The sequence below is a fragment of the Bradyrhizobium sp. USDA 4451 genome, assembly GCF_054822585.1.
On sequence record NZ_JBTRCH010000001.1, the window covers coordinates 4,920,082 to 4,943,036 of the forward strand.

Consider the following 22,955-nt stretch of genomic DNA (forward strand, 5'->3'; position numbering starts at 1 on the left):
CGAGATAGCGATGTTGATGCTGGAGAGGCAGGCGATAATCGAGCGATCGACGGTGGTGCTGGACCCCCTGCCGGCCGAGACCAGGTTCTATTCCGCCTACGATTGGTGCCTCGATCCTCATTTGACGGTCGGCGAAGCGAGCGAGCGACTTGCCGCCGAGCTCGACCGGCTCGGCGATGTTGAACCGGGCTGGCAGGCGAGGGACGTTGCCACAAACATATATCTGCTTTCGTGCTCGATTCTGAATGGCGTCGACGAATATCTGCGCGGACACACGCTGCGCATACCTTCGCAGCTGGCAAAAACCCGGCTCGGGCGTCTCGCATCATGGACCACCGATAACGTCGCGCAGACGTGGCCGTTGCGGCACAGGTCTGAGCTTCGTCGCTGGAGACAGGAGTGGCAGAACGGGCTCGACATGCTCCTTGCCGGCCTGATGCAATCGGAAGGCGATGCGGGGCCGTTTGCGGAGGTGATCGGGAAGCTGTCGGCGTTGTTGCGCTGGCGGTTCCCGTCCGGTCTGCGCGACATTCGCCTGGGCATCCCGTCCGCATTCAATCGGCTCGATCTGACGCCTGTCGATGTGTTCGAGCTGGGGCGACAATTCATGCGGGAGTTTCCCGACAGGTCGCATCCGGTTCTCGTCCTGGGTTTGCGAACGGCCGGCACCTACTTTTCCGCGCTGTTGTGCTCCTTCTTCAAGGCTGAAGGTTACGGCCGGATCGCCGAGCTCACGGTGCAGCCGAAGAAGGGCCCGAGCAAGTCGGAGCGCAGGCAGTTGTCGGAATACGCCCGGCAGGGCTTCACGCTCGTCATTGTCGACGACCCGCCGAATTCGGGAGGCACGATCGTTCTTGCCGTCGATATCGCGCGTCAGGCGGGCTTCGACCTTTCCAGGATAAGGGCGCTGGTACCGACGCATCCGGCAACGCCCGATTGGGCCGCGGCGTTGCCGGACGGCCTGGTGATCACGCTTGAGCCGGAGCGATGGCGAAAGCAGCAGCTGCTTGATCCCGGGATCGTCGAGGTACGATTGGCCGAATACCTTGCACCGCGCGGGTTCGCCGCTGTCGAGGTGCTGGATAGCTGGCGGGCGGAGGAACTCGACGGCGGTCCACAGCACGGCGCGGGCGCCAAGCGAGGCGCGACGCTGAAGCGAATATTCAAGGTGCAGCTGCAGACTGCGCAAGGCGATCGCGAGATCCGTCACTTCGTGGCGAAGAGCGTTGGACTGGGATACCTCGGTTACCCGGCGTTCCTTGTCGCGCAGCGGCTGTCCGAATTCGTTGCGCCGATCCTTGGGCTGCGCGACGGCATCCTCTACAGCGAGTGGCTGCCGCAAAAGCAGGCTGCCATGGACGTTGGACTGAATCGCGATTCCTGGATCGACCGGGTGGCCTGCTACGTTGCTGCGCGCACCCGTCTGCTGGCGCTGCCGAAGTCGCGTGTAGCGGGCAAGGCCGTGTACGAGAACGGCTGGACGCTGCTGGCCGAGGCGTTCGGTCGCGCGTATGGCAGTTTCGTGCTCGACGTACCGATGCGGTCGCTGATCCAGCAGCGGCTTTATCGGTTGCATTGCCCATATCCCACGCTGATCGATGGCAACATGGGACCTGCCGGGTGGATCGGGGGCGGGACGGGCCTGTTGAAGACGGGCTATTTTGGGCATGCCCTCGGCAAGACCCTGCTGAACAGCGTCGATCCGGCTTACGACCTCGCCGAGGCCATCTTGAGCTTCGAGCTGTCGCCCGACGAGGAGGATCGATTGGTCCGCCGTTACGTCGAGCATTCCGGCGACGCGTCGGTTGCAGACCGGCTCTTCATCAACAAGCTGCTGGCCGGCCTGTGGACGATGGAGACCGCGCAGGAGAATCTTTTCAGTGTTGTGCAGTGTGGCAAGCAGCAGCAGGAGCAGCACCGCCGCTTCCTCGGTGCATGGGATTTCCTGACCGTACAGACCGCTCGGTTCTGCGGTGCGCGATGTCGGCCCTCGCGAGCGGTGTCCTGGCGCTCGCCGCTCGTGTTCCTCGACATCGACGGCGTCGTGGATCGGCGCATCTTCGGTTATCCGTCCACGACGGCGGCCGGCATCGAGGCTCTTTCCCTGCTGTCAAAGCACGGCTGCTCGGTCGCGCTCAACACGGCGCGGTCGGTCTACGAGGTCAAGGATTATTGTGAAGCCTACGGGCTGGCCGGGGGCGTGGCAGAAAGCGGCGCTTATTTGTGGGATGCCGTTGCCGGGCACGGACTGCCGCTGATCGATCAGGACTCGCTGGTTCAGCTCGACGAATTCAGGAGAGCGCTGCGACAACTTCCCGGCGTTTTTCTCGACGAGCGCCACAGATATTCCATCCGAGCCTACATGATCGAGAAGAAGCCCCAGAGCCTGCTATCGCGGATGCGCCGCTTTACCGTCGGCCAGGGCGTCCCGGTCCCGCTGCCAACGCTGACCGTGCGTGATCTGATCACGACGCTGCGGCTCGACCGGCTTTGCTTCCGTCAGACCACGAGCGATACCACCGTGGTAGCAAAGGGCGTCAACAAGGGGACAGGCCTTGCGGCCCTGCGCGACCGGGTGTTGGGACCGGACGCCGAGACGATTGCGATCGGCGACACCGAAGCCGACCTGCCGATGTTTCGGGCGGCTACGCGCAGCTTTGCTCCGGCGCAGATCCGCTGCAGGAGGGAGGCGCGGCTGCTCGGCTGCACGGTCTCGCGCTATTCCTATCAGCGGGGTCTGCTCGATATCGTCGGCGCTCTCGTCGACCGAAAAGCTGACGGGTGCGATGGCCGGACGAAACTGGCCGGCCGATCCGACGGCGAGCACCTGTTTCTGGATCTGCTCAGGGTAGCCGACCGCCTTCAGGCCCGTGCGCTGGTCGGCGCGCTTTTCAACCGGGCCACTTTCAGGATTTTCATACGATGACGTCACTGAGCCATCGGCTACTGGCCAACCGCCTTGGCCACTCGCAAAGATCGGGGACCAGCCCCCGTTCGGGAGATCAGGACATGTTTGTCGAGACAGGCGCGATCAACGCCCCCCGCATGCATTATGAGCAGGTCGTACATAATGCGCTGGGTGTCGTATGGAGGCACCGGCGGCTCGTCACGGGAACCGTCGTGGTTGCCCTGGCCGCCTTTCTGGTCGCATTCATGTTCATGGCATCGCGATACACCGGCGAAGCCATCATTCAGCTCGACTTCGTCCGCAACGAAAACATCGCCGGCGAAAGGCTGCAATCGACAGCAGCCGTCGATGCGGCCGCCGTCGTGGACAGCTCGGCGCGCATCATCCGGTCGCGCGGCACCGCCAGCGCGGTGGTGTCGGCACTGCGGCTCGATCAGGACCCGGAATACACGCGCCCGAGCCGCCTGGAGCGGGTGTTGTCCCATGTCGGGCAGTACTTCGGGCCTCATCCCGCGACAACGCCGCGCGAGCTCGCGATCACACATCTCATGAAGCAAATCACCGTCACCAACGATCCGCGGTCTTATCTGATCTCGATCGCGGTGACCACGTCGGACCCGGAGCGCGCGGCCAGCCTGGCGAATTGGGTTGCGTCCGAATATCTGCGCGGGCGACTCCGCGCGCAGGCGACGGAGGGGTACGCCGCGGCCGAGCGGGAATTGGCCGGGCTTTCGGCCGTGTTGGGCCCGCGTCATCCGACCTATCTCAGCGCCCAAGCCAAACTCGAACGTCTGAAGCAGGTCATGGAGGGCGCGGAGAAGGATGCCGCGCTCGACAACCAAGACGGCGCGCCGGCGCATGACGTGGTCAGGTTCGCTGCGGGTCAAACGCTACTGCCCGCGGAAGCCGTGATGATACCCTCCGGTCCCAACGGTCCGCTGCTGTTCGCGCTGACGTTCCTCGCCGCACTGGTGCTCGGTGGTCTGCTGTCGTTGCTCGCCGAAAGACGCCGCTAACGACAAGGGTCCGCCCGTCCAGGGGGGCTATCCCTTTTGGTCCGGAGATGCCGTCGTTCAGCCGCACGCGGATGCAAATGGAGGATAGATCGGTCAAGCCCGGTCGCAGTTCGCGCGACGTCCCGCCGGGGTAACCCGGCGGGACGTCAAGCGGGAAGGCGTCAGCTATTTGCGAAGCCGGATCGCCCCGTCGATCTTCGAGTTCATGCCGCCGTGGGCGTGGCCGTTCGTGAGTGGCACTTCAAAATACTTCACGGCGTGGTCGAGCGTGCCGAGTGGCGCCGGCTGGCTCGCTCGTGCGATCCTGGGAGCTTCCCGCTTCAGCGGGAGCGGCCGCTCGGCATCATTGGCTTGATGCGCAGAGCCGTTGCTTTTCGGCCAGGCCGCAGGCCGATGGTTCAGGCCCCAGATCGCGGCCTGGGTCCTGTTCTGCACCCGGATCTTGCGAAGGATCGCCTTGATGTGAACCTTCACCGTGGCTTCGGCGATATTGATCTTGCGTGCAATACACTTGTTGGAGTCGCCTTCGATCAGGCACTGCAGAATGGAGACTTCCCGCGGCGACAATTGCCGAGCAAGCCGGTCATCGGCCTCCGCGACGGCACGATCGTCGTCGATCGGGGTCGGCGCATCGTCTGCGTCGTGTTCTTCGGCATCGAGCGCGGACGTCAGGAAGGCCGGCGGGAACACGGTCCCGCCCATCATGACGAGTTCGATGGACTTGATGAACGCGTCGCAATTCATCACGTCGATGAAGTATCCGGTGGCGCCGGCGCGAAGCGCGGCAGCGAGGTCGCTCACACGATATTGATCGGCGACGACTGCCACGCGCCCGTCGACGTGACGACGTTTGAAGGATTCGATCTGCTCGATTGTCGGGCGGAAATCATCGCCGGTATGAACAATGAGGAGCAGCAGCGGCTGGCTGGTCGGAGCTTTCTGATGCGCGTCGCCGCCAAGCAAGCCGTCGGCATCGGATATTGAAGCCAGGACTTGAAAACTTTCCGAATTCAGAATTCTGGCAAGACCTTCTTTGCGAAGACTATTTTCACCAACAAGCACAATGGAAAAAGGATATCGTCGTCTCATGGAAACTCTCCTGGACGCTACAATGAAACAATGGGCTGATCGGTTGAATCCGGTTCATGTTCGGTGATTGGTTCCGCCCAGTTAAAAACAACGTCGTATGAAAAATCCGCCTTGGTCGTTTGAAGCAGCAATCTGAGGACGAAAAGCCCCGAGCCCACTCTGAAAATATTTAAGAATGTTAGATGCTAATCCCCAATATCCCTATATACCTTTGGTTATAGGCATTGTTTGCATGCCGACCATAATATGAAAGCCGCTGGTGTAGCCCGGATGGGCCATGGCTGCCTGTCGAGGGTACTCGCCCGGGGTGAGTTGGGCCGCCGTTGCGATTATGCGTTGTCGGAATTGTGCTCGTCCGCGTGCGTTGGCCGTAGATTCCCGGATGCCCGCGACAACAAAACCTTACTGAAAAGCCTCATATTGGAGTAGCCTGATTAAGGAACGCGGGGCGCCGAGCCGAACTGGAGGGACGTGAGGGTTGGTCGTAAATGCATTTCAGTCGTGTGGTTATTGCGAGTAGATTTCCAGTTGTCTTATTGGGTTTGAACTGCCTGCTCGAAGCAGAACATGATTTCAAGGTTGTCGCTCGTTGCAACGATGGTGCGAGCTGTTTCGAGACAATACGAAGCTTGGCGCCCGATATAGCCATTTTGGATATGTCGATGCCCGACGTTCTGGGGCAGGCGATGCTCGACGTCGCAAAGGCAGGGACGGCTGCTGCGCGGCTCGTATTCCTCGCCACCTCGGTCGAGGATCGCGACCTCGCCGTGTTGGCGGCAGCGGGGGCCTATGCCGTTATCCTGAACGACGAGGAGCCGGAGACGCTCGTACAGACGTTGCGGCAGGTCGCGGACGGCCAGAAGATGTTGCCGCCGCCCGCGTGCGAGGAAGCGCTCTCTTGTGCGCAAACCGCAATGCCGGAGAAATATCTGGCGGTGCTGACCGACCGCGAGCGTCAGATCATGAGCCTGGTGTCGGAGGGCTTGTCGAACAAGGAGATTGGCCGCCGCCTGAAGGTGGCCGACGGGACGATCAAGGTCCACTTGCACCACATCTTCCGCAAGCTCGAGATCAGCAACAGGACAATTCTCGCCACGCTCGTCGTCTCGCAGGCCGGGCCGGGCGGTCTGCCATCCAGCTGATAGGTGGTGGGGCACGCGTGACGAACGGCGCGGTTCGGCGAATGCGCTGCAGGGTCGGTGCATGACCAGACGAGTTGACGCTTCTTATCGTCCTTGTCGCAGTGATCCTCGTCAGCGAATGTCCGCAGGTGCAGGTCGGAGATTCTCCAGCAGGAAGCCGGTCACGCACTCTCGCGACGGGTGCCAAGCCCCTTGGGCGGATCCTGAACGCCATAGCTGCCGAACGCGGCCGCGGTCTCGGCAATCTCGGCCTGGCTCAGGATGACCGGTCCGCCGATTGCCAGCGTGAGATAGTACTGCCGGGCGATCGTCTCGAGCTCGACTGCCAGCCACATCGCCTTCTCCAGCGATGCGCCGGTTGCGATCATTCCGTGGTTGGCAAGCAGGCAGGCGGTCCGGTTCTCCAGGGCGTTCAGCGCATTCTCGGACAATTCCTTGGTGCCGAATCTGGCGTAGCCGGCGACGCGTACGTTCATGCCGCCGAACGCCGCCATCATGTAGTGGCACGCCGGAATCTCCTTGCGCGCGATCGCCAGCACGGTGGAATAGGTGGAATGGGTGTGAACGATGCCTCCGACTTCGGGACGCGCCTTCATGATGTCGAGGTGAAAGCGCCATTCGGTGGAGGGCTTGAGCGGTCCCTCCCATGATCCGTATTCGCCGTCGATCGGCATCGCCGCGATCATGTCTGGAGTCAGCGAGTCATAGGGCGTCGCGGATGGCGAGATCAGCATGGTGTTGCCGTGGCGCGCCGAGATGTTTCCGGACGTCCCCTGGTTCAGTCCTGTGGCGTTCATCCAGCGGCATTTCGCAATGATCGTCTCGCGCAGCTGAAGTTCGGTGTCGGTCATCGTTGGTCCCTGGCGGTTGGTGCGGCCGGCGTTCAGAATTTCTGCCGGGTCGGCGTGATGCAGATTTCCTGCACCAGCGCGTTCTGTGGAAGGTTGTAGGCGTCGAGAATGAGGTCTGCGACATGTTCGGCCGCGATGCCGCCACCGATCGCGGCCTTGTTGGCTCTGTAATTGGCAAGGGTCACCGGGTCCCTCACGCCGTCAAGCACTTCGGTCTCGATAATCCCCGGCGATATCACGATGACGCGGACGTCATACGCCGACAGATACTCGCGGAGGCTCTCGGACACGCCATGAACGAAGAACTTCGTTCCGCAATAGACCGTATGATCGGGATAGACCTTGCGCCCGGCGATCGAGCTCATCATCACGAGCGTGCCGTGCCGGCGCGCCATCATCCCCGACATCACGGCGTGGACGCTGTTCATCACGCCATTGACGTTGATGGCGATCATCTCGTCCCAGTCGACCGGGTCCTGCTTGCCGATGTCGCCAAGCCTTGCGATGCCGGCGTTGGCGAACATCATGTCGACGGGGCCGAACTTGGCTTCGGCTTCGCGCACCGCCGCGGCCAGCGCCGCGCGGTCGCGCACATCCACCTGTCGGCAGATCGAGTTGGACAGGCGCATGGCCTCCAACCGGTCGATCCGCCGGGCCATCATGAGCACAGGGTGGCCGGCGGCAGAGAAGGCGCGGGCGGTTGCCTCACCAATCCCGGAGCTCGCGCCCGTCACGGCGATGAGCGGCTTTGCAGTCATGTCACGGCCCTCCCGCTAGATTTCGCCTTGCGCAAACGCGGCCAGCGTGCCGGCATCCGCGGCGATGTCGAGGAATGAAAAGCGGTTGCGCATTTCGCGGCAATGGATGATGGCCTCGTGATAGAGGTCGATCGGCACGCCGAGCTCGGCGGCGGTCGTGGCGCCGCCGGCAGCCGAGAGCAGCCGCTTCATCTCGTCGACCGGAATGGTGAAGCCTGCCAGCTCGCGGCGCAGCGCGGGCCAGGTTTCCTCGAGCTTGCGGTTGAATGCGATGGCGCCGTCAGCGTCGAAGGCCTTTCGTTTGAGCTCCGCAAGGCACTGGGCTGCGACCTCGTCGCCGAAGCGGCGCGCCATGTCGGTTGCATCGATCAGTGTCGCCTGAACGGAGGGCGGCTGATCGCTCGACAGCATGTGCTGCTGCAACCGCGCCATGCTCAGGGATGCGATGCCCACCTGCTGGCCGTGCAGGCTGCCGGGATGCCGGTTGCCGGCGAAGCAATCGATATAGTGCGAAATCTGATGCTCGCCCATCGAGCCATGGTGCGACATGCCGGTGAAGGAAATGCCGAGCCCGCACAATGTCAGCACGCGATAGAGATAACCCATGGCTTCGATGTCGCCCTTGGGCAGATTGCCGGCGCGCTTGTTGAGCTCGATCTCGTCCGCGGCCTGGATCGTGTAGGGTTCCTGGAAATAGGCCGTGCCCAACAGCCGGTGCGACATCCACCAGTCGTTCTGCGCGACCGAGCGCGCCAGGCAGTCGGCAAAGCCGGATGCGGCGAGGAAAGCCGGCGCCGCAGCGGATACCGCGAGGTCGACGAAGAACCCGGACGGCGTGTGCGATGGCAGCGACACCTTCAAGCCGCTGTCGAGCGTCAGCGACGCCGTCGACGAGGTATATCCGTTCATCGACGCCGCGGTCGCGAACACGCAATAACGCCGCCCGTCGAGACCGGTGACGTATTTGCAGAGGTCGTTGACGGTGCCGGAGCCGACCGCGACGACGGCATCGAAGCCGCGCAACTCCTCGGTCAGGCCGCGAACTTCGACCATGTCGGCGTGGGGCCGCTCCATCACGATGGTCCTGATCGGGCCGAGCTTGCGCAGGGCTTTTTCGACGCGCGCGCCCATCGCCTCGTAAGTCGCTTCATCGGCGACCAGCGCCAGGCGCTCGCCGAGCGCTAGGGATGCGACCAGGTCGGCCTCGCGACCGTCGAGGCTGTCCTCGATCACGATGGAATCGTAGGGCACCTTGATCTGTGCGCCGGTCAGCGGATTGGTCCAGCGGCCAGCCACCATATCGTCGATCAGCGCGGTCCAGTTCTGCTTCGGCATCGACAACATCCCGCGCCACGTCTTCGGTGTCGCGCCCTGATCGTGACATTTGACAAAAGCGATTGGCAATTAAGCGAGACAATTGACAAATGTCAACTCGGTGTGCATTTTGTACAGAACGTCGAAACTGGATCGTCGATGACCCGGACGCTGCAACGCCAAGTGACGCCGCCGCGGATCAAGCGCAGGGCGCTGTCGATTCCCGCCGAGTTCGACAGCGATCCCGTCGTATGGGCGGCGTGGCTCTATTACGAAGAGGGCATGACGCAGGAGGAGGTCGCCGATCAGCTTGGCGTCTCGCGCGCGTCGGTGGTGAACTTCCTGCAAGAGGCCCGCGACCGCAACATCGTCACCATCGCGGTCTCGTCGCGGCATCTGCAGACCATCGGTCTCGCGCGCGAGGTCGCGGACGCCTACGGGCTGACCAATTGCCTTGTCGTGCCTGATGATGGCGGCCGGCTGCCGGTGCATGAGCGGATCGGCATGGCCGGCGCGCGGCTGTTGATCGAGCGGTTGCAACCCGACGATGTGCTCGGGGTGTCCTGGGGGCGCACGGTGCAGGCGCTGTCGGCGGCGCTGCCCGAAATGAAGCTTCCCGGCGTCACCGTCGCGCAGATCACCGGCTGTTCGATCGGGACGACGGAGTTTTCGCCGGAGCTGTGCACGTCCAACATCGCCACCAGGCTCGGCGCGCGCTGCGTCAACCTGCACGCGCCCGGCATCGTCTCGACCGCCCAGATCAAGCGCCTGTTCGTGCAGGAGCCGGCGCTGGTCGAGACCTTCAGGATCATCCGCACCAGCAACAAGGTGCTGTTCGGTGTCGGCAGCGTCGACGATGCCGGCACCGCGATGCGCAGCGGCTACATGTCGCCGGAGAACATCGGGCCATATGTCGCGCGCGGAGCGGTCGGCGTGGTCAGCGGGCGCTTCATCGATCGCGATGGCAAGCCGCTGCTCGGCGCGCTCGACAACCGGATGATCGGCCTGACACTCGACGAAATCGCCGAGGTGCCGGAACGGATCTGCATTGCCGGCGGCGCCGACAAGATCGACGCGGTGTTCGCCGCGCTCAACAACAATTACGCAACCATCCTGGTCACCGACGTGGCAACGGCGAGAGCGCTGGTGCCGCGCGCGGCTCGATCGTCCCGAACCGGAGTGACGCGCCGGCCCTGAAGACCCCGAGAACGAGGCGAACCGGCCGCAGAGCCAGGCGCCATGAGAAAAAAGATGCGCGAGGAAACGTCTATGGTTTCGAACCAGGTACCAAGTCTGGCTGTCGACGTGCCGGTATCGGAGACGCCGCGCCGCCGTGCCTGGCCGCGATTTCTGACGTCGGAGCACCCGTTTCCGTGGCTCGCGCCGATCACCGCGCTGATCCTGGCGTTCGGTGTCTATCCGTTGCTCTATGCGCTCTGGCTGTCGTTCTTCAAGCGCAACCCGATCACGCGCCTGAATGTCTTCAATCCCACCTGGAATTGGGGAAAGCTGTTCGCCGACGACCGGGTGTGGGGTGCGATCGGCCACACCTATCTGTACACCGTCACGGCGCTTCTGATCGAGCTTTGCCTTGGGCTTGCCATCGCGCTGCTGCTCGACAGTGATCGCAAGGGCTATGGGCTGCTGCGTGCGCTGATGACGTTGCCGCTCGTGGTGCCGCCTGCGGTCACGGGCATGATGTTCCTGCTGATGCTGGATGGATCCTTCGGCGTGATCAGCACCGGCCTGGTGTCGCTCGGCCTGTGGCCGCCGCAGCATCCGATCCTGGCTTCGGGGAGCACGGCGCTGCTGGGCGTCCTGCTGGCCGATATCTGGCAATGGACGCCGTTCATGGTCCTGATCATGCTGGCGGGGCTGCGTGCCTTGCCGAAGGAGCCGTTCGAGGCCGCCGCGATCGATGGCGCGACCACGAGCCAGGCCTTCTTCCGGCTGACCTTGCCGATGCTTTCCAAGATCATCGCGCTCGCAGTCTTGATCCGCGGCGTCGATCTGTTCCGCATCTACGACTACGTGAAGGTGATGACGGATAGCGGGCCGGGCACCGCGACCGAGACGCTGACGTCCTACGCCGGCACCATCTACTTCAAGAACGCCGACTTCCCCTATGCCTCGACGATCTCGCTGTTCACGCTGCTGCTGGTGATCATCACCTCGAGCCTGTTCATCAAGCTGTTCAAGGTGCGGTTCTGATGCAGGAAACATTCTGGCAGAAGCGATTGCGTGACGTGGCCGCGGTGCTCGTGGTCGGCATCTTCATGTTCCCGCTGTTCTGGTGGGCGTTGACGTCGTTCAAGCCGACATCGGCGATCTTCGACAAGGACGGGATCGTCTGGTTCGACTTCAAGCCGACGCTGGTGAACTATCAGGTCACCATGCTCGGAAAATCGCGGGCTGAGCTTGCGATCGAATCCGGCAATACCTTTGGAGTGGGCGGTGCGAGCTCCTACGACAGCCGGCAGACCATCGTCGATTCCCTGATCGTCGCGATCGGTGCGACCGCGCTGACGGTGCTGCTGGCGGTGCTGGCGTCCTACGCGCTGTCACGGATGCGCTTTTACGGGCGGCAGGCCTATCTGAACTGGATCCTGTCGCAGCGCTTCATGCCGCCGATCGCGATCATCGTGCCCGTGGTCTTCATGTTCCACTACATGTCGCTGCTCGACACCCGGCTTGGCCTGATCATCGTCGATACGCTGATCAACCTGCCGATTGCCGTGCTGCTGATGAAGTCGTTCTATGACGACGTGCCGGTCGACGTCGACGAAGCCGCCATGATCGACGGCGCTTCGCGCTTGCAGATATTCTGGCGCGTCGTGCTGCCGATGGTGAAGGGCGGTGTCGCGGCGACCGCCGTGCTCTGCTTCATCTTCTCATGGACCGAATTCCTGCTGTCGCTGTTCCTGACCAACTCGATACGGACGCTGCCGGTCAAGATCACGACCTTCGTCACCTCGACCGGCTCGGAATGGGGATTCATCGCGGCTCTCGGCACCACCGCCGTGATCCCGAGCTTCATCTTCATCCTGCTGGTCCAGAAGCAACTTGTCCGTGGCCTGACCCTCGGATCTCTCAAGGAGTAGGCGCGCGGATCGGGACTACAAAGTCAAACAAAACGTTGGGAGGAGTATCTATGAGTTTCAAGAAGTTCGACCAGCAGACATTCATCGTCGATAGCGCCAACGCCTACACCAACAAGCAGATCTCCAAGCGCGAATTCCTGCGCCGGATGGGATTGGCGGGCGTCGGCTTCTCCGCCTTCGGAGCCGGCATGCTCGGCAACCCCAGGGGCTTGCGCACCGGCAACATGCTCGCCAGCGCGGCCTATGCCGAGGGGCTGCCGGACAATCAGGCCAAATGGCTGAAGGACGTCGGCAGCAAGTTCAAGGGCGCCAAGATCCGCTACTCGACCGAGTCGACGCCGCCGTCGGTGATCCTCAACCAGATCAAGAAGGAGTTCACCGATCCGACCGGCATCGAGGTCGAGGTCGAGATCGTGCCGCTCGAGCAGGTGCTCGCCAAGGCGACGCAGGACGTGCAGGGCCAGCTCGGGTCCTATGACCTCTATTATCTCGATCAGTCCTGGATCTCGATGTTCCAGCCCGACTGCGTCGATCCGGTGGCCTACTACAAGGACAAGCCGGAACTGGCGATGCCGGATTTCGATTGGGACGACTTCTCCAAGCCGCTGGTCAAGAACGTCGCCCAGGTCGAAGGACAATGGATGGGCATTCCGTTCGACATTCCGATCTTCACGCTGATGTACCGCAAGGACATCCTCGAAAAGCACAAGATCGCGGTGCCGACCACCTACGAGGATTTCCTCGCTGCCGCAAAGCAGATCACCGAAGCCGAGAAAGGCAACGGCGTGTTCGGCACCGGCCTGCAAGCCAAGTCCGGCCACTACTCGCTGGAATGCGACTGGAGCCAGGCGGTATGGGGCCATGGCGGCTCGATCTTCAACAAGAACAAGAGATTCTCGGGCAATGACGAGCAGGGCGTTGCCGGCTTGAAATGGTACCAGGAGCTGCTGAAGGTCTCGCCGCCGAACTCGACGGCATCGACCTGGGACGGCCAGTTCGAGATGATGCATTCGGGCCAGGTGGCGCTGGTGCAGAGCTGGGATGAATTCTTCCCGGGTCTCGACGCCGACGACTCCAAGGTCAAGGGCCTGTGGGAGCCGGCGAAGCCGCTGACCGCCAAGAAGCTGCGTTCGCCGTCGGATGCCGGATTCAACGAGCAGCCCAACCTCGGCCATCAGGGCGGCTCGTGCATCTCGCTGTCGAAATACTCCAAGAACAAGGAAGCGGCGTGGATCTTCATGCAGTGGGGCTGCTGCAAGGAGATCATGACGCGCTGCACGCTACTCGGCGGCTTCGCACCGATGCGCAACTCCTCGTTCGCCGATCCACGGGTCAAGGCGAAGGCCAAGGTCGGCGCCGGCACCACGCGGCACCTCGAAACGGTGAAGTGGGTGATCGACAATGCGATGGCGACCGAGCCGCACATGGCGCTGTGGGCGGGCCTGTCGACCAACGAGATCCCGACCGAGCTCGGCAAGCTGCTCACCGGCCAGGCCTATGGCGGCGACCCGCAGAAGTGCATGGATGCCCTGGCCAAGGACATCGATGCCAAGGTGAAGGATGCCGGCCTGCTCTAAGGGCCCGCACGACAAGAACTTGCGAAGGCGACCTCGGCCGCCTTCGCGTCTTGTGGAATGAGGCGGCATGACCAAGGATCTGGTGATCGGTATCGACAGCTCGACCTCGGCGACCAAGGCGATCGCCTGGGACCGCAGCGGTCGTGCCGTCGCGGAAGGACGCAAGGCGATCGGCCTTGCCAATCCGCAGCCGGGCTATTTCGAGCAGAACCCGGACGAGTGGTGGGATTCGACGGCGGCCGCCTTGCGCGGCATCACCGACCAGGTCGGCGCCGGCCGCATCGCGGCGTTGGCGATCTCCAATCAGCGCGAGACGTTCAGTGCGTTCAGCGAGGACGGCACCGCGATCAGGCCCGGCATGACCTGGCTCGACGAGCGGGCGCGGCCGCAGGTCGTGCGCTTCGGCAAGTCGTTCGGGGCCGAACGCGTCCATGCGATTTCCGGCAAGCCGCTGGATGTGTTGCCGTGCCTGTATCGCATTATCTGGATGGCGGAGCAGGAGCCTGACATCTTCGCGCGCACCGCACGGTTCGCCGAGGTTCACGGCTATCTGACGCATTGCCTGACCGGTCAGTGGCGGACATCGACGGCGTCAGCCGATCCGACCGGGCTGCTCGACATGACGCGCAACACCTGGTCGGTCGAGATCCTCGATGCCGCAGGCATTGCCGCGGAAAAGCTGCCGTCGCTGGAGCGGCCCGGCATGCGGATGGGTGAGGTCACGCCGACGGCAGCCGCGTTCACCGGTCTGTCCGCCGGGACGCCGGTCATCTCCGGCGGTGGCGACGGGCAATGCGCCAGCACCGGCGCCGGCGTCACCTCGCCGGGCAGCGCCTACATCAATCTGGGCACGGCCGTTGTCTCCGGCAGCTACGGCCTCAACTATGCCTATGACCGCGCATTCCGCACAGAGAAAGCGGTGTGCGACGACGGCTACATCTACGAGCAGTGCGTCCGGACCGGAACGTTCCTGGTCGACTGGATGGCGCGCGAGATGTTCGGGATCGATCCGGCGGCGCAGCGCAGCACGTTCAAGGCGCTCGAAGCTGAAGCCGCAACATGTCCGATCGGGGCGGGGGGCGTCGTGGTGCTGCCGTACTGGCTCGGCTGCATGACCCCCTATTGGGACCCCTATGCGCGCGGCGTCATCGCCGGGTTGTCGGGCTCGACCCGGCGCGGCGCGATCTATCGTGCGTTGCTGGAAGGCATCGCGCTCGAGGTTGCCGCGCAAGCCGAGAAGATCGCGGCGGTGACCGGCGGCGAGATCGGGCAGTTCTCGGCGATCGGCGGCGGGTCGGACAGCGATCTCTGGCTGCAGATCCTGGCCGATGCCTCGGGGCGTCCGGTGTCCCGCTCGACGGCACGCGAAGCCTCGTCGCTCGGTGCTGCGATTGCCGCCGCCAAGGGCTGTGGCTGGTATGGGACCATCGCCGAGGCAACCGCGGCGATGACACGGCCGCCGGCCAGGATCTTCCAGCCTGTCGCGGCCAATGTCGCGCGCTATGCCGAGCTGCGCGCCATCCACGCCGACCTCTGGCCGAAGATGCTCGATTGGAACGCGCGCCTCGCGGCGTTCGCCGAGGGCGCGCCGTCATGAAGCCGATCTCGTGCTTTCCCACAGAGACCGCGCGTCGGATCGTCTGCGTCCTGACCGATATCGACGACACGCTGACCACGGACGGCCAGCTCTCCGCGGCCTCCTACGCCGCGCTGGAACGGCTGCGCGCGGCCGGCCTCGCCGTTGTTCCGGTCACCGGCCGGCCGGCGGGCTGGTGCGACATGATTGCGCGGTTCTGGCCGGTCGACGGTGTGATCGGGGAGAACGGCGCGTTCTACTTCCGGCACGATCCGGTCGCCCGCAAGATGGAGCGCAAGTTCATTGCGAGCGAAGCCGAGCGCGCCGCCAACCGGCATAAGCTGCGGGTGCTCAGTGAGCGGATCCTGTCCGAGGTGCCGGGAGCTGCGATCTCCGCCGACCAGCTCTACCGCGAGGCGGATCTTGCGATCGACTTTTGCGAGGACGTGCCGCCGCTGCCGCGCGATGCCGTCGACAAGATCGTGTGGCTGTTCGAGAGCGCAGGCGGCATCGCCAAGGTGTCGTCGATCCACGTCAACGGATGGTTCGGCCGCTACGACAAGCTCGCCATGACCCGGATCTTCCTGCGCGACAGGCTGGGCCTCGATCTCGATGCCGCCAGGGACCGCATTGTGTTCTGTGGCGACAGTCCGAACGACGCGCCGATGTTCGGGTTCTTTCCATATGCCTGCGGTGTCGCGAATGTCCGGGACTTCGAAGGCGCGATGGCTGCAACGCCGGCCTTCGTGGCCAACAAGCGGGGCGGCGAGGGCTTCGTCGAGATTGCGGAGCACATTTTGTCGGCGCGGGCGGCTGCGTAGCGGAAGGGTTCAGTCATGGCATCGGTCACCATCAATAGCGTACGCAAATCCTATGGCGGGTTCGAGGTGCTGCACGGCATCGATCTCTCGATCGCCAACGGCGAATTCGTCGTGCTGCTGGGGCCGTCCGGTTGCGGAAAATCGACGCTGCTGCGGATGATCGCGGGTCTCGAGCCGATCACGTCGGGCCAGATCAGCATCGGAAATGTCGTGGTCAACGAGTTGCATCCGAAGGACCGCAACATCGCGATGGTGTTCCAGAACTACGCGCTCTACGCGCATTTGAGCGTGTTCGACAACATGGCGTTCTCGATGCAGCTCAAGAAGGTTCCGAAAGAGGAGATCCGGCGCAAGGTGGAGTGGGCCGCCTCGATCCTCAATCTCACGCCCTATCTCGACCGCCAGCCCCGGCAGTTGTCCGGTGGTCAACGCCAGCGCGTGGCGATGGGCCGTGCCATCGTGCGGGATCCCTCCGTGTTCCTGTTCGACGAACCGTTGTCGAACCTCGATGCCAAGCTGCGCGTGCAGATGCGAACCGAGATCAAGGAGCTGCACCACAAGCTGTCGACGACGACGGTCTATGTCACCCACGACCAGATCGAAGCGATGACGATGGCCGACACCATCGTGGTGCTGCGCGACGGTCACATCGAGCAGATCGGCAAGCCACTCGACATCTACGACCGTCCGGCGAACCTGTTCGTCGCCGAGTTCATCGGCTCGCCGTCGATGAATTTCCTGTTCGGCGAGGTCGCCGCCGAGGCGGGCCGGCTGGTTGTGCGCGCCAACGGCGTCTCACTGCCCTTGCCGCCGGGCGCGAATGTGACCGCGGGGCAGGTCGTGAAGTATGGCATCCGGCCCGAGCATCTGCGGCCGGATATCAGCGGGGCAGGCATCCCGGCCAAGGTGTCCGTCGTCGAGCCGACCGGTCCCGAAATTCATATCTACGCGGATGTCGGGGGACAGGAGATCTGCGCCATCACACAAGATCGCCTCGAATTGGCGCCTGACGATCCGATCAGCCTGGTTCCCGCACTCGACCGCATCCGCCTGTTCGACCCGACCACAGGCAAGGTCATCAATGGTCCGAACGAGACCCCGTCGCGTACCCTGATGCGGGCCTAGCTCGAGCACCGCGGCCGCGCGGGCGTCACCAAACATAAGAAGCCGGAGGAAAAACATGGTGGACTACGTCATCGTCGGCGCAGGCTCGGCCGGATGCGTCCTGGCGAACCGTCTGTCAGCATCCCCGGACAGCAAGGTCGTGCTGCTCGAGGCCGGCGGCAGAGACACCAATCCGTTCATCCATATGCCGGCGGGATACCTCGCGCTGATGAAGTCGGGCAGCGTCGACTGGCACTACCACACCGATCCGCAGCCGCATCTGAACGACCGCATCCTGTTCTGGCCGCGCGGCAAGGTGCTGGGCGGATCAAGCGCGATCAATGGCATGGTCTATATCCGCGGCCATGTCTCCGACTACGACATGTGGGCGCAGCTCGGCAATCGAGGCTGGTCTGCCGCGGACTGTCTGCCTTATTTCATCCGCTCGGAAGGACGCGAGGCGGGAGCCGATGCTTATCACGGCGGCGATGGCCCATTGCTGACGAGCAGGATGAAGGAGATCACCCATCCGCTGACCAGGGCATGGTTCGAAGCCGGCAAGCAGGCCGGATTTCCCGCGACCGACGACTTCAACGCCGCGGACCAGGAAGGCTTCGGTCCGGTCGACAGCACGATCGGTGACAACCGGCGCGCCAGCGCCGCGCGGTGCTACCTGCATCCGGTCATGAGCCGTCCGAACCTCCAGGTGATCACCAAGGCGCTGGCGTCGCGCGTCCTGGTCGAAGGCGGCCGCGCCGTCGGCGTCGAGTATATCCGGAACGGCCAGCTCCATGCGCTGCGGGCCGAGCGCGAGGTGATCCTGTCGGGCGGCGCGATCAACTCGCCGCAACTGTTGCAGCTGTCGGGGATCGGCGATGGCGATCATCTGCAATCGCTCGGGATCAAGGTCGTCCACGAGCTGAAAGGCGTCGGCCAGAATCTGCAGGATCACCTTGCCTGCGGCGTCAAGCAGCGCTGCACCCAGCCGATCTCGTTCCTCAAGCACACCAAGCCGCTCGGCGCCACCAAGGCCTTCATCCAGTATGTGCTGACCAGGACGGGGCCGGCGACGTCCCATGGACTGGAGGCGATGGCGTTCCTGAAATCGCAACCTGATCTGGTCGCACCGGATCTGCAATATTTCTTCGTTCTGTTGATGTACAGCGATCACGGTCGCCAGATCACCAACGAGCACGGCTTCATGGCCTACTTCAACATCGCGCGTCCCGAAAGTCGCGGCACGATCAAGATCAGATCGGCGGATCCGCGGCAGCATCCCTCGATCCAGCCGAACTATCTGGAGGCACAAAAGGACAGGGCCAACATGCGCGACGGCATCAGGATCGGCCGTGACATCATCGCCCAAAAGGCGTTCGACCCGTATCGAGGCGAAGAATATGCCCCCGGTCCTCGCGCGAATTCAGATGCAGACGTCGATGCCTATGTGCGTCAAACCGCCGAAACCATCTATCATCCGGTCGGCACGTGCAAGATGGGTTCCGACCCGCTTGCCGTCGTCGATGATCGCCTTCGCGTCCACGGCATCGAGGGATTGCGGGTCATCGACGCGTCCATCATGCCGCGATTGGTTTCTGGAAACACCAACGCTCCGACGATCATGATTGCGGAAAAGGCAGCGGACTTCATCCTCGGCCGGCAGCCTCTCGCGGCGAAGGCGAGGCTGATGGAGATGCAATAGCTGTCCGCTGATGCCGGCAGACCTTCACCGAAGGTCAGCTTCGCTTCAGATAGGCCGCCAGCATCTTGCGTGCATCGTCGCGTCGGCTGGCGCGCCACGCCGGGTCTGCAAGGTCGCTGGCGAACATCGAAGACAGCGTGTGGACGTTGGTCAGATGAAACTGGCTCAACGCAGCGATCATGACGTAAAGTCGCAGCGGATCGATATCAGGGGCAAGCGCGCCCTCGGCGACACCGCGCGCCAGCAGGCGCTTGGTCATCGAGAGCACCGGCGAGGACATCTCGTGGATGCGCGGCGACTTCTTCATGAAGCGCGCCTTCAGCAGGTTCTCGGTCCGCAGCAGGCTCACGAGGTGGCCGTTGCGTTCGAAATGCCCGTTCATGAAATCGAACAGTTTCAGCAGTCCCTCCAGCGGATCGAGATGCATCACGTCGAGGGTGAGCTCTTCGGTTCGCAGCGCGCTGAGCGCGCTTTCCAGGGTTGCGACATAAAGCTCGGACTTGCTGCCGAACAACTCGTAGATGATCCGCGGGTTGGCGCCGGCTTTCTTGACGATCCGGGTGATGCGGCCACCGGCATAGCCATGTGCGGCGAACTCGGCCGTCGCCGCGCGCAGGATCTCCGCACGGTTCTGCTCGGCGGAGCGGCGCGGTCGCCGCCGCGGCTTTGGATTGTGCTCTGCGCTGGAGGAGAGACGTTCGGTCATGTCATTCTGCTGGGCGTGAATGGAAGCGCCCAGGCGCGGGCGCCATCGAGCAGCGCACGGTCGTGACCGGCCGGGGCGACGATCGACAGGCCGACGGGGCAGCCATCGACCAGGCCAACGGGAACCGTGATCTGGGGCAAGCCGGCGTGACCGGCGATCGAGGTCAGCGCCAATGCCCTTTGATAGAAGGCGCCGATCTCCTCGCCGCTGGCGTCCTTCCACAGGGCAGGCGAGGGCGCCGTTGGGATCACCAGCCCTGTGCCATCCGCAAGCTTCGCCCGGACGCGCGCCGCGAAGGCCGCGCGAATCGGCGTCCAACGTGCGACCTCGGCTGCGGTGATGGACGCTGCGTCCGCAAAGCGCGCGGCGATGTTGTCACCAAAGACCGGCTTCGTTGCCGTGATCCAGGCGCCCAGCTCGCGCCAGATTTCTGCTCCCTGAAGCACCCGGTAGCATTCGCGCCAATCGTCGGCACGGCCGTCAAAGATCGTGATCTCGTCGCTGACGCCGAGCTTTGTGCAGGCGTCACGCATGACCGCGCCGACCGAGCCATCGGCCAGCTCGAACGCGTCGCGCACGGCGATCAATCTGGTGATGCGCGGCGGCGAGGTCATTGGCAGCAGGACATCGCCGACCGCGGCGAGCGTTGCGGCTTCGCGCGCGAACCAACCGATCGCGTCGTAGGACGGTGCGAACGGGACGACGCCCGTCAACGGAATCGCGTTGTGGGTCGGGCGGAAGCCGAACAGGCCGCAGAAGCTTGCCGGCACGCGCACCGATCCGCCGGTGTCGGTGCCGAGTGCGACGTCGACCAGGCCGGCGGCCACCGCGGCGGCCGAACCTGACGATGATCCGCCGGGGATCCGATCCGGGCAGGCCGCATTCAGTGGCGTCCCGTAATGGGCATTGACGCCTTCGAGGCTGAAGGCGAGTTCGTCGGTCACGGTCTTGCCGCGCAATGAAGCGCCCGCGGCCAGAAGCCGGTTCACGGCCGGTGCCGAGCCTGCCACCGGCGCGTGCGTGCGCTGCCAGTCAGGGTTGCCGCCGCCGGTGACATGGCCTGCGACATCGATCAGGTCCTTCACTGCGAAGGCCAGGCCACGCAGTGGCCCGGCGGCCGTCGGCTCCAGCGCAACCGGTGGTCCGGGAACGAATGCGCCGATATCGGCATCCGGTCCGCGTCCCGTCGTGTCGGCCGTACCCACGTCAGCCGCGCTTTTCGAGCGCGCTGATGATGGCCGAGGAGTCCGTGACGAAGCCGAAGCACTTCTTCACATTCCACACCGTCGCCTCGGTGCAGAAGTCCGGTGACGAGGTGGCGCAGCAATCTTCGACCAGGAGACAGCCATAGCCGAGGAAGTTGGCATCGGTCAGCGAATGCATCACGCATTGGTCGGTATTGACGCCGGCGAAGAGCACCGACCTGACGCCGAGATTTCGCAGGATGCTGTCGAGCGGCGTGTCCCAGAAGCCGCTGATGCGATACTTGTCGACCTTGATGTCCTGCGGCTCCTGCGGCAGCTCATCGACGATCGCGGCGGCCCATGAATCCTTCTCCAACACGTGCGCGCCGCTCCCGGGCAGGGGATCACCGAGCCCGACGCCGGTGCCCTTCGGCTTGTAGAGGTGGATCTGGTTCGGCGGCATGTTGGCCAGATCGGGCCGATTGCCCCAGTTCACCCAGATCACCGGCACGCCGGCCTTGCGCAGCGCCGGCAGCAGGCGTTGCAGGGGCTCGATCGGCTTGCGGTCCGGGCGATAGTCGCCGCCGATATGGTCGACCCAGCCGCCGGCCGCGCAGAAATCGTTCTGCATGTCGACGACGATGATCGCGGTGCGCAGCAGATCGACCGTGACGTTCTGCGGCGCGCAAGCAATGGTCACGGGAACCGGCGTCGGCTGCGGCATCGCCATGTTCACGTCGGTTTCGGTCGCCCACCACGTGTATTGCCGGCCGAGCCCAAGCCGTCCGCCCGAGGTCGGCTCCGCGCGTTGTTCACTCGTCTTCATCGTCTTCTCCTCAGGCGAGGCCGGCGTGCGGATCGCGTTGCGCGCTCGGTGCATGGATGGCGATGAGGAGGTGCAAATTCGCTGCCAGAGATATTTCGCGAGGATTTTCAACGCCGGCTCGCTTGCGCGCCGGTGCCTTTGCCCATGAATCCGACAAACGCTCACGCGGTCTGGATAAAAAGTAAGCATTTGTTTGTTTCGAGCGGACTTCTCAATGCGATTATTGAGTGAAATCAATGCATTGAACCTCTGGCATGCCGCTTGCTGCGCGAACGTTGCCGGACGATTTAACGCACTGTGCAAGAGGTTTTTCCATGAGGTCATGCCGTTTGGTTCTTCAGGCCGCGCTGCTTGCCGGAGCGCTGGCGCTTTCCGCAAACGCGGCCCACGCCGATCCGCTCAAGGTCGGCATCCTCATTCCGGGATCGAAGTCCGACAAGGGATGGATGGAGTCGTCCTATGACGGCCTGATGGCCGCCGAAAAGAAGTACGGCGACAAGGTCCAGGTGCAGATGATCGAGAACATCAACTACGCCGACATGGATCAGGCGCTGACCAATCTTGCGAGCAAGAATGAACTGGTGATCGGCGTGGGCGGCCAGACCCAGGCGTCCGTGTACAAGATCGCAAAGCGCTTTCCCAAGGTGCATTTCTCGATCGTCGGCGGCAATGACGGGGAGAGCGCGCCGAACGTTGCCGGCTATGACGTGAAGCAGGCCGAGATCGCCTATGTCGCCGGTGCCGCGGCCGCGATGCTGTCGAAGACCGGCGCGATCAGCTATGTCGGCGGACTCGAAATTCCCTCGATCGTCAACGCCGGCAAGGAATTCGGCAACGGCGCGAAGTCGATCAACCCGAACATCAAGTATACCGAGAACTATACCGGCGATTTCGACGACGTCGCCAAGGCCAAGGAAGCAACCCTGGCCGCGATCGCGCAAGGTGCCGACATCCACTACCACATCCTGAACCTCGGCCTGCGCGGAATGGAGCAGGCGGCGAAGGAGAAGGGCACCCACATCATCGGCAGCTACACCGATCGCTGCGGCACCGATCCGCTCTACGTCGCCTATTCGATCACCGGCACCGGCTACCAGGTGCAATATGCGATCGACGAGGCGGTGAAGGGCTCGTGGAAGGCCGGCTACAAGGAGTTCGGTCTCAAGATGGGGCCCGAGGCTTCCAGCATGGTGATCTGCGGTGCGACGCCCGAGCAGAAGGCGAAGCTCGATCAGATCATGAAGGACCTGCTCGACGGCAAGATCAAAGTGCTGAAGGGCTGA

19 protein-coding genes are annotated in these 22,955 nt (G+C 63.5%); 12 read left to right on the top strand and 7 right to left on the bottom strand.

The features are described 5' to 3' along the window. Window positions 1-10 precede the first annotated feature (10 nt). Both ACVMB0_RS22505 and ACVMB0_RS22510 read left to right on the top strand, forming a co-directional pair. A complete protein-coding gene (locus tag ACVMB0_RS22505) occupies window positions 11-2,926 on the top strand; it encodes an HAD hydrolase family protein (protein WP_461347717.1) in 2,916 nt (971 codons plus the stop codon). A gap of 83 nt (window positions 2,927-3,009) precedes the next feature. Beyond that, the gene (locus ACVMB0_RS22510; RefSeq protein ID WP_456755514.1) at window positions 3,010-3,924 is read left to right on the top strand and encodes a GumC domain-containing protein; all 915 of its coding nucleotides are present in this window, start codon (window positions 3,010-3,012) and stop codon (window positions 3,922-3,924) included. A 165-nt stretch (window positions 3,925-4,089) separates the two neighbouring features. On the opposite strand, the gene ACVMB0_RS22515 is transcribed toward ACVMB0_RS22510, so the two are convergent. Beyond that, on the bottom strand, window positions 4,090-5,013 hold the full coding sequence (locus tag ACVMB0_RS22515; protein WP_461347718.1) for a LuxR C-terminal-related transcriptional regulator: 924 nt from the start codon (window positions 5,011-5,013) through the stop codon (window positions 4,090-4,092). A 488-nt stretch (window positions 5,014-5,501) separates the two neighbouring features. Here ACVMB0_RS22515 and ACVMB0_RS22520 point away from each other — a divergent pair, with 488 nt between their 5' ends. Then, the gene (locus ACVMB0_RS22520) at window positions 5,502-6,155 is read left to right on the top strand and encodes a LuxR C-terminal-related transcriptional regulator (RefSeq protein WP_456755512.1); all 654 of its coding nucleotides are present in this window, start codon (window positions 5,502-5,504) and stop codon (window positions 6,153-6,155) included. A gap of 161 nt (window positions 6,156-6,316) precedes the next feature. Here the strand turns inward: ACVMB0_RS22520 and ACVMB0_RS22525 are convergent, their stop codons facing one another. Genes ACVMB0_RS22525 through ACVMB0_RS22535 form a run of 3 tightly spaced genes read right to left on the bottom strand, consistent with a single transcriptional unit; the run spans window position 6,317 to window position 9,099 of the window. Then, window positions 6,317-7,006 carry a class II aldolase/adducin family protein gene (locus ACVMB0_RS22525; RefSeq protein WP_461347719.1) on the bottom strand — a complete coding sequence of 230 codons (690 nt, stop codon included), beginning with the start codon at window positions 7,004-7,006 and terminating at the stop codon, window positions 6,317-6,319. Window positions 7,007-7,038: 32 nt separating this feature from the next. Next, window positions 7,039-7,764: an SDR family oxidoreductase gene (locus ACVMB0_RS22530; protein ID WP_461347720.1), complete on the bottom strand. Its 726-nt coding sequence runs from the start codon at window positions 7,762-7,764 to the stop codon at window positions 7,039-7,041. A 15-nt stretch (window positions 7,765-7,779) separates the two neighbouring features. Beyond that, the gene (locus tag ACVMB0_RS22535) at window positions 7,780-9,099 is read right to left on the bottom strand and encodes an iron-containing alcohol dehydrogenase (protein ID WP_461347721.1); all 1,320 of its coding nucleotides are present in this window, start codon (window positions 9,097-9,099) and stop codon (window positions 7,780-7,782) included. Between the two features lie 138 nt (window positions 9,100-9,237). Here ACVMB0_RS22535 and ACVMB0_RS22540 point away from each other — a divergent pair, with 138 nt between their 5' ends. From ACVMB0_RS22540 to ACVMB0_RS22575, 8 genes are all read left to right on the top strand, one after another. Next, a complete protein-coding gene (locus ACVMB0_RS22540; protein WP_461347722.1) occupies window positions 9,238-10,275 on the top strand; it encodes a sugar-binding transcriptional regulator in 1,038 nt (345 codons plus the stop codon). A gap of 72 nt (window positions 10,276-10,347) precedes the next feature. Further along, window positions 10,348-11,289 (top strand): carbohydrate ABC transporter permease, encoded by a 942-nt coding sequence (locus ACVMB0_RS22545; RefSeq protein ID WP_461347723.1) that lies wholly within the window; start codon window positions 10,348-10,350, stop codon window positions 11,287-11,289. Further along, window positions 11,289-12,179 (top strand): carbohydrate ABC transporter permease, encoded by an 891-nt coding sequence (locus tag ACVMB0_RS22550; protein WP_461347724.1) that lies wholly within the window; start codon window positions 11,289-11,291, stop codon window positions 12,177-12,179. Before ACVMB0_RS22545 ends, ACVMB0_RS22550 begins: the two co-directional genes overlap by 1 nt. Before the next feature lie 50 nt (window positions 12,180-12,229). Further along, window positions 12,230-13,756: an ABC transporter substrate-binding protein gene (locus tag ACVMB0_RS22555; RefSeq protein WP_461347725.1), complete on the top strand. Its 1,527-nt coding sequence runs from the start codon at window positions 12,230-12,232 to the stop codon at window positions 13,754-13,756. Window positions 13,757-13,823: 67 nt separating this feature from the next. Next, entirely contained in the window at window positions 13,824-15,353 is a 1,530-nt protein-coding gene (locus tag ACVMB0_RS22560) for an FGGY-family carbohydrate kinase (protein WP_456798257.1), read from the top strand. Beyond that, complete coding sequence (locus ACVMB0_RS22565; protein ID WP_461347726.1) at window positions 15,350-16,153, top strand: HAD-IIB family hydrolase; 804 nt, start codon at window positions 15,350-15,352, stop codon at window positions 16,151-16,153. Before ACVMB0_RS22560 ends, ACVMB0_RS22565 begins: the two co-directional genes overlap by 4 nt. A gap of 15 nt (window positions 16,154-16,168) precedes the next feature. Further along, on the top strand, window positions 16,169-17,278 hold the full coding sequence (locus ACVMB0_RS22570; protein WP_461347727.1) for an ABC transporter ATP-binding protein: 1,110 nt from the start codon (window positions 16,169-16,171) through the stop codon (window positions 17,276-17,278). A gap of 55 nt (window positions 17,279-17,333) precedes the next feature. Next, window positions 17,334-18,956, top strand: coding sequence for a choline dehydrogenase (locus ACVMB0_RS22575; RefSeq protein ID WP_461347728.1), 1,623 nt, complete (start codon window positions 17,334-17,336; stop codon window positions 18,954-18,956). Window positions 18,957-18,990: 34 nt separating this feature from the next. Here the strand turns inward: ACVMB0_RS22575 and ACVMB0_RS22580 are convergent, their stop codons facing one another. Genes ACVMB0_RS22580 through ACVMB0_RS22590 form a run of 3 tightly spaced genes read right to left on the bottom strand, consistent with a single transcriptional unit; the run spans window position 18,991 to window position 21,672 of the window. Then, the gene (locus tag ACVMB0_RS22580; RefSeq protein WP_461347729.1) at window positions 18,991-19,662 is read right to left on the bottom strand and encodes a TetR/AcrR family transcriptional regulator; all 672 of its coding nucleotides are present in this window, start codon (window positions 19,660-19,662) and stop codon (window positions 18,991-18,993) included. Continuing rightward, window positions 19,659-20,867: an amidase gene (locus ACVMB0_RS22585; protein WP_461347730.1), complete on the bottom strand. Its 1,209-nt coding sequence runs from the start codon at window positions 20,865-20,867 to the stop codon at window positions 19,659-19,661. The genes ACVMB0_RS22580 and ACVMB0_RS22585 overlap by 4 nt, the downstream gene beginning before the upstream one ends. 1 nt (window position 20,868) lies before the next feature. Then, window positions 20,869-21,672 (bottom strand): cysteine hydrolase family protein, encoded by an 804-nt coding sequence (locus ACVMB0_RS22590; RefSeq protein WP_461347731.1) that lies wholly within the window; start codon window positions 21,670-21,672, stop codon window positions 20,869-20,871. A gap of 314 nt (window positions 21,673-21,986) precedes the next feature. Here ACVMB0_RS22590 and ACVMB0_RS22595 point away from each other — a divergent pair, with 314 nt between their 5' ends. Then, window positions 21,987-22,955, top strand: a complete 969-nt coding sequence (locus ACVMB0_RS22595) for a BMP family protein (protein WP_461347732.1) — start codon at window positions 21,987-21,989, stop codon at window positions 22,953-22,955.

Excerpts from the sequence above, each read along its gene's own strand:
- ACVMB0_RS22505 (WP_461347717.1), top strand. The coding sequence starts at position 11 with ATGTTGATGCTGGAGAGGCAGGCGATAATCGAGCGATCGACGGTGGTG.
- ACVMB0_RS22520 (WP_456755512.1), top strand. The coding sequence starts at position 5,502 with ATGCATTTCAGTCGTGTGGTTATTGCGAGTAGATTTCCAGTTGTCTTA.
- ACVMB0_RS22565 (WP_461347726.1), top strand. The coding sequence starts at position 15,350 with ATGAAGCCGATCTCGTGCTTTCCCACAGAGACCGCGCGTCGGATCGTC.
- ACVMB0_RS22550 (WP_461347724.1), top strand. The coding sequence starts at position 11,289 with ATGCAGGAAACATTCTGGCAGAAGCGATTGCGTGACGTGGCCGCGGTG.
- ACVMB0_RS22540 (WP_461347722.1), top strand. The coding sequence starts at position 9,238 with ATGACCCGGACGCTGCAACGCCAAGTGACGCCGCCGCGGATCAAGCGC.
- ACVMB0_RS22595 (WP_461347732.1), top strand. The coding sequence starts at position 21,987 with ATGAGGTCATGCCGTTTGGTTCTTCAGGCCGCGCTGCTTGCCGGAGCG.
- ACVMB0_RS22570 (WP_461347727.1), top strand. The coding sequence starts at position 16,169 with ATGGCATCGGTCACCATCAATAGCGTACGCAAATCCTATGGCGGGTTC.
- ACVMB0_RS22525 (WP_461347719.1), bottom strand. The coding sequence starts at position 7,006 with ATGACCGACACCGAACTTCAGCTGCGCGAGACGATCATTGCGAAATGC.
- ACVMB0_RS22560 (WP_456798257.1), top strand. The coding sequence starts at position 13,824 with ATGACCAAGGATCTGGTGATCGGTATCGACAGCTCGACCTCGGCGACC.
- ACVMB0_RS22575 (WP_461347728.1), top strand. The coding sequence starts at position 17,334 with ATGGTGGACTACGTCATCGTCGGCGCAGGCTCGGCCGGATGCGTCCTG.
- ACVMB0_RS22535 (WP_461347721.1), bottom strand. The coding sequence starts at position 9,099 with ATGCCGAAGCAGAACTGGACCGCGCTGATCGACGATATGGTGGCTGGC.
- ACVMB0_RS22515 (WP_461347718.1), bottom strand. The coding sequence starts at position 5,013 with ATGAGACGACGATATCCTTTTTCCATTGTGCTTGTTGGTGAAAATAGT.
- ACVMB0_RS22530 (WP_461347720.1), bottom strand. The coding sequence starts at position 7,764 with ATGACTGCAAAGCCGCTCATCGCCGTGACGGGCGCGAGCTCCGGGATT.
- ACVMB0_RS22590 (WP_461347731.1), bottom strand. The coding sequence starts at position 21,672 with ATGAAGACGAGTGAACAACGCGCGGAGCCGACCTCGGGCGGACGGCTT.
- ACVMB0_RS22580 (WP_461347729.1), bottom strand. The coding sequence starts at position 19,662 with ATGACCGAACGTCTCTCCTCCAGCGCAGAGCACAATCCAAAGCCGCGG.
- ACVMB0_RS22545 (WP_461347723.1), top strand. The coding sequence starts at position 10,348 with ATGGTTTCGAACCAGGTACCAAGTCTGGCTGTCGACGTGCCGGTATCG.
- ACVMB0_RS22510 (WP_456755514.1), top strand. The coding sequence starts at position 3,010 with ATGTTTGTCGAGACAGGCGCGATCAACGCCCCCCGCATGCATTATGAG.
- ACVMB0_RS22555 (WP_461347725.1), top strand. The coding sequence starts at position 12,230 with ATGAGTTTCAAGAAGTTCGACCAGCAGACATTCATCGTCGATAGCGCC.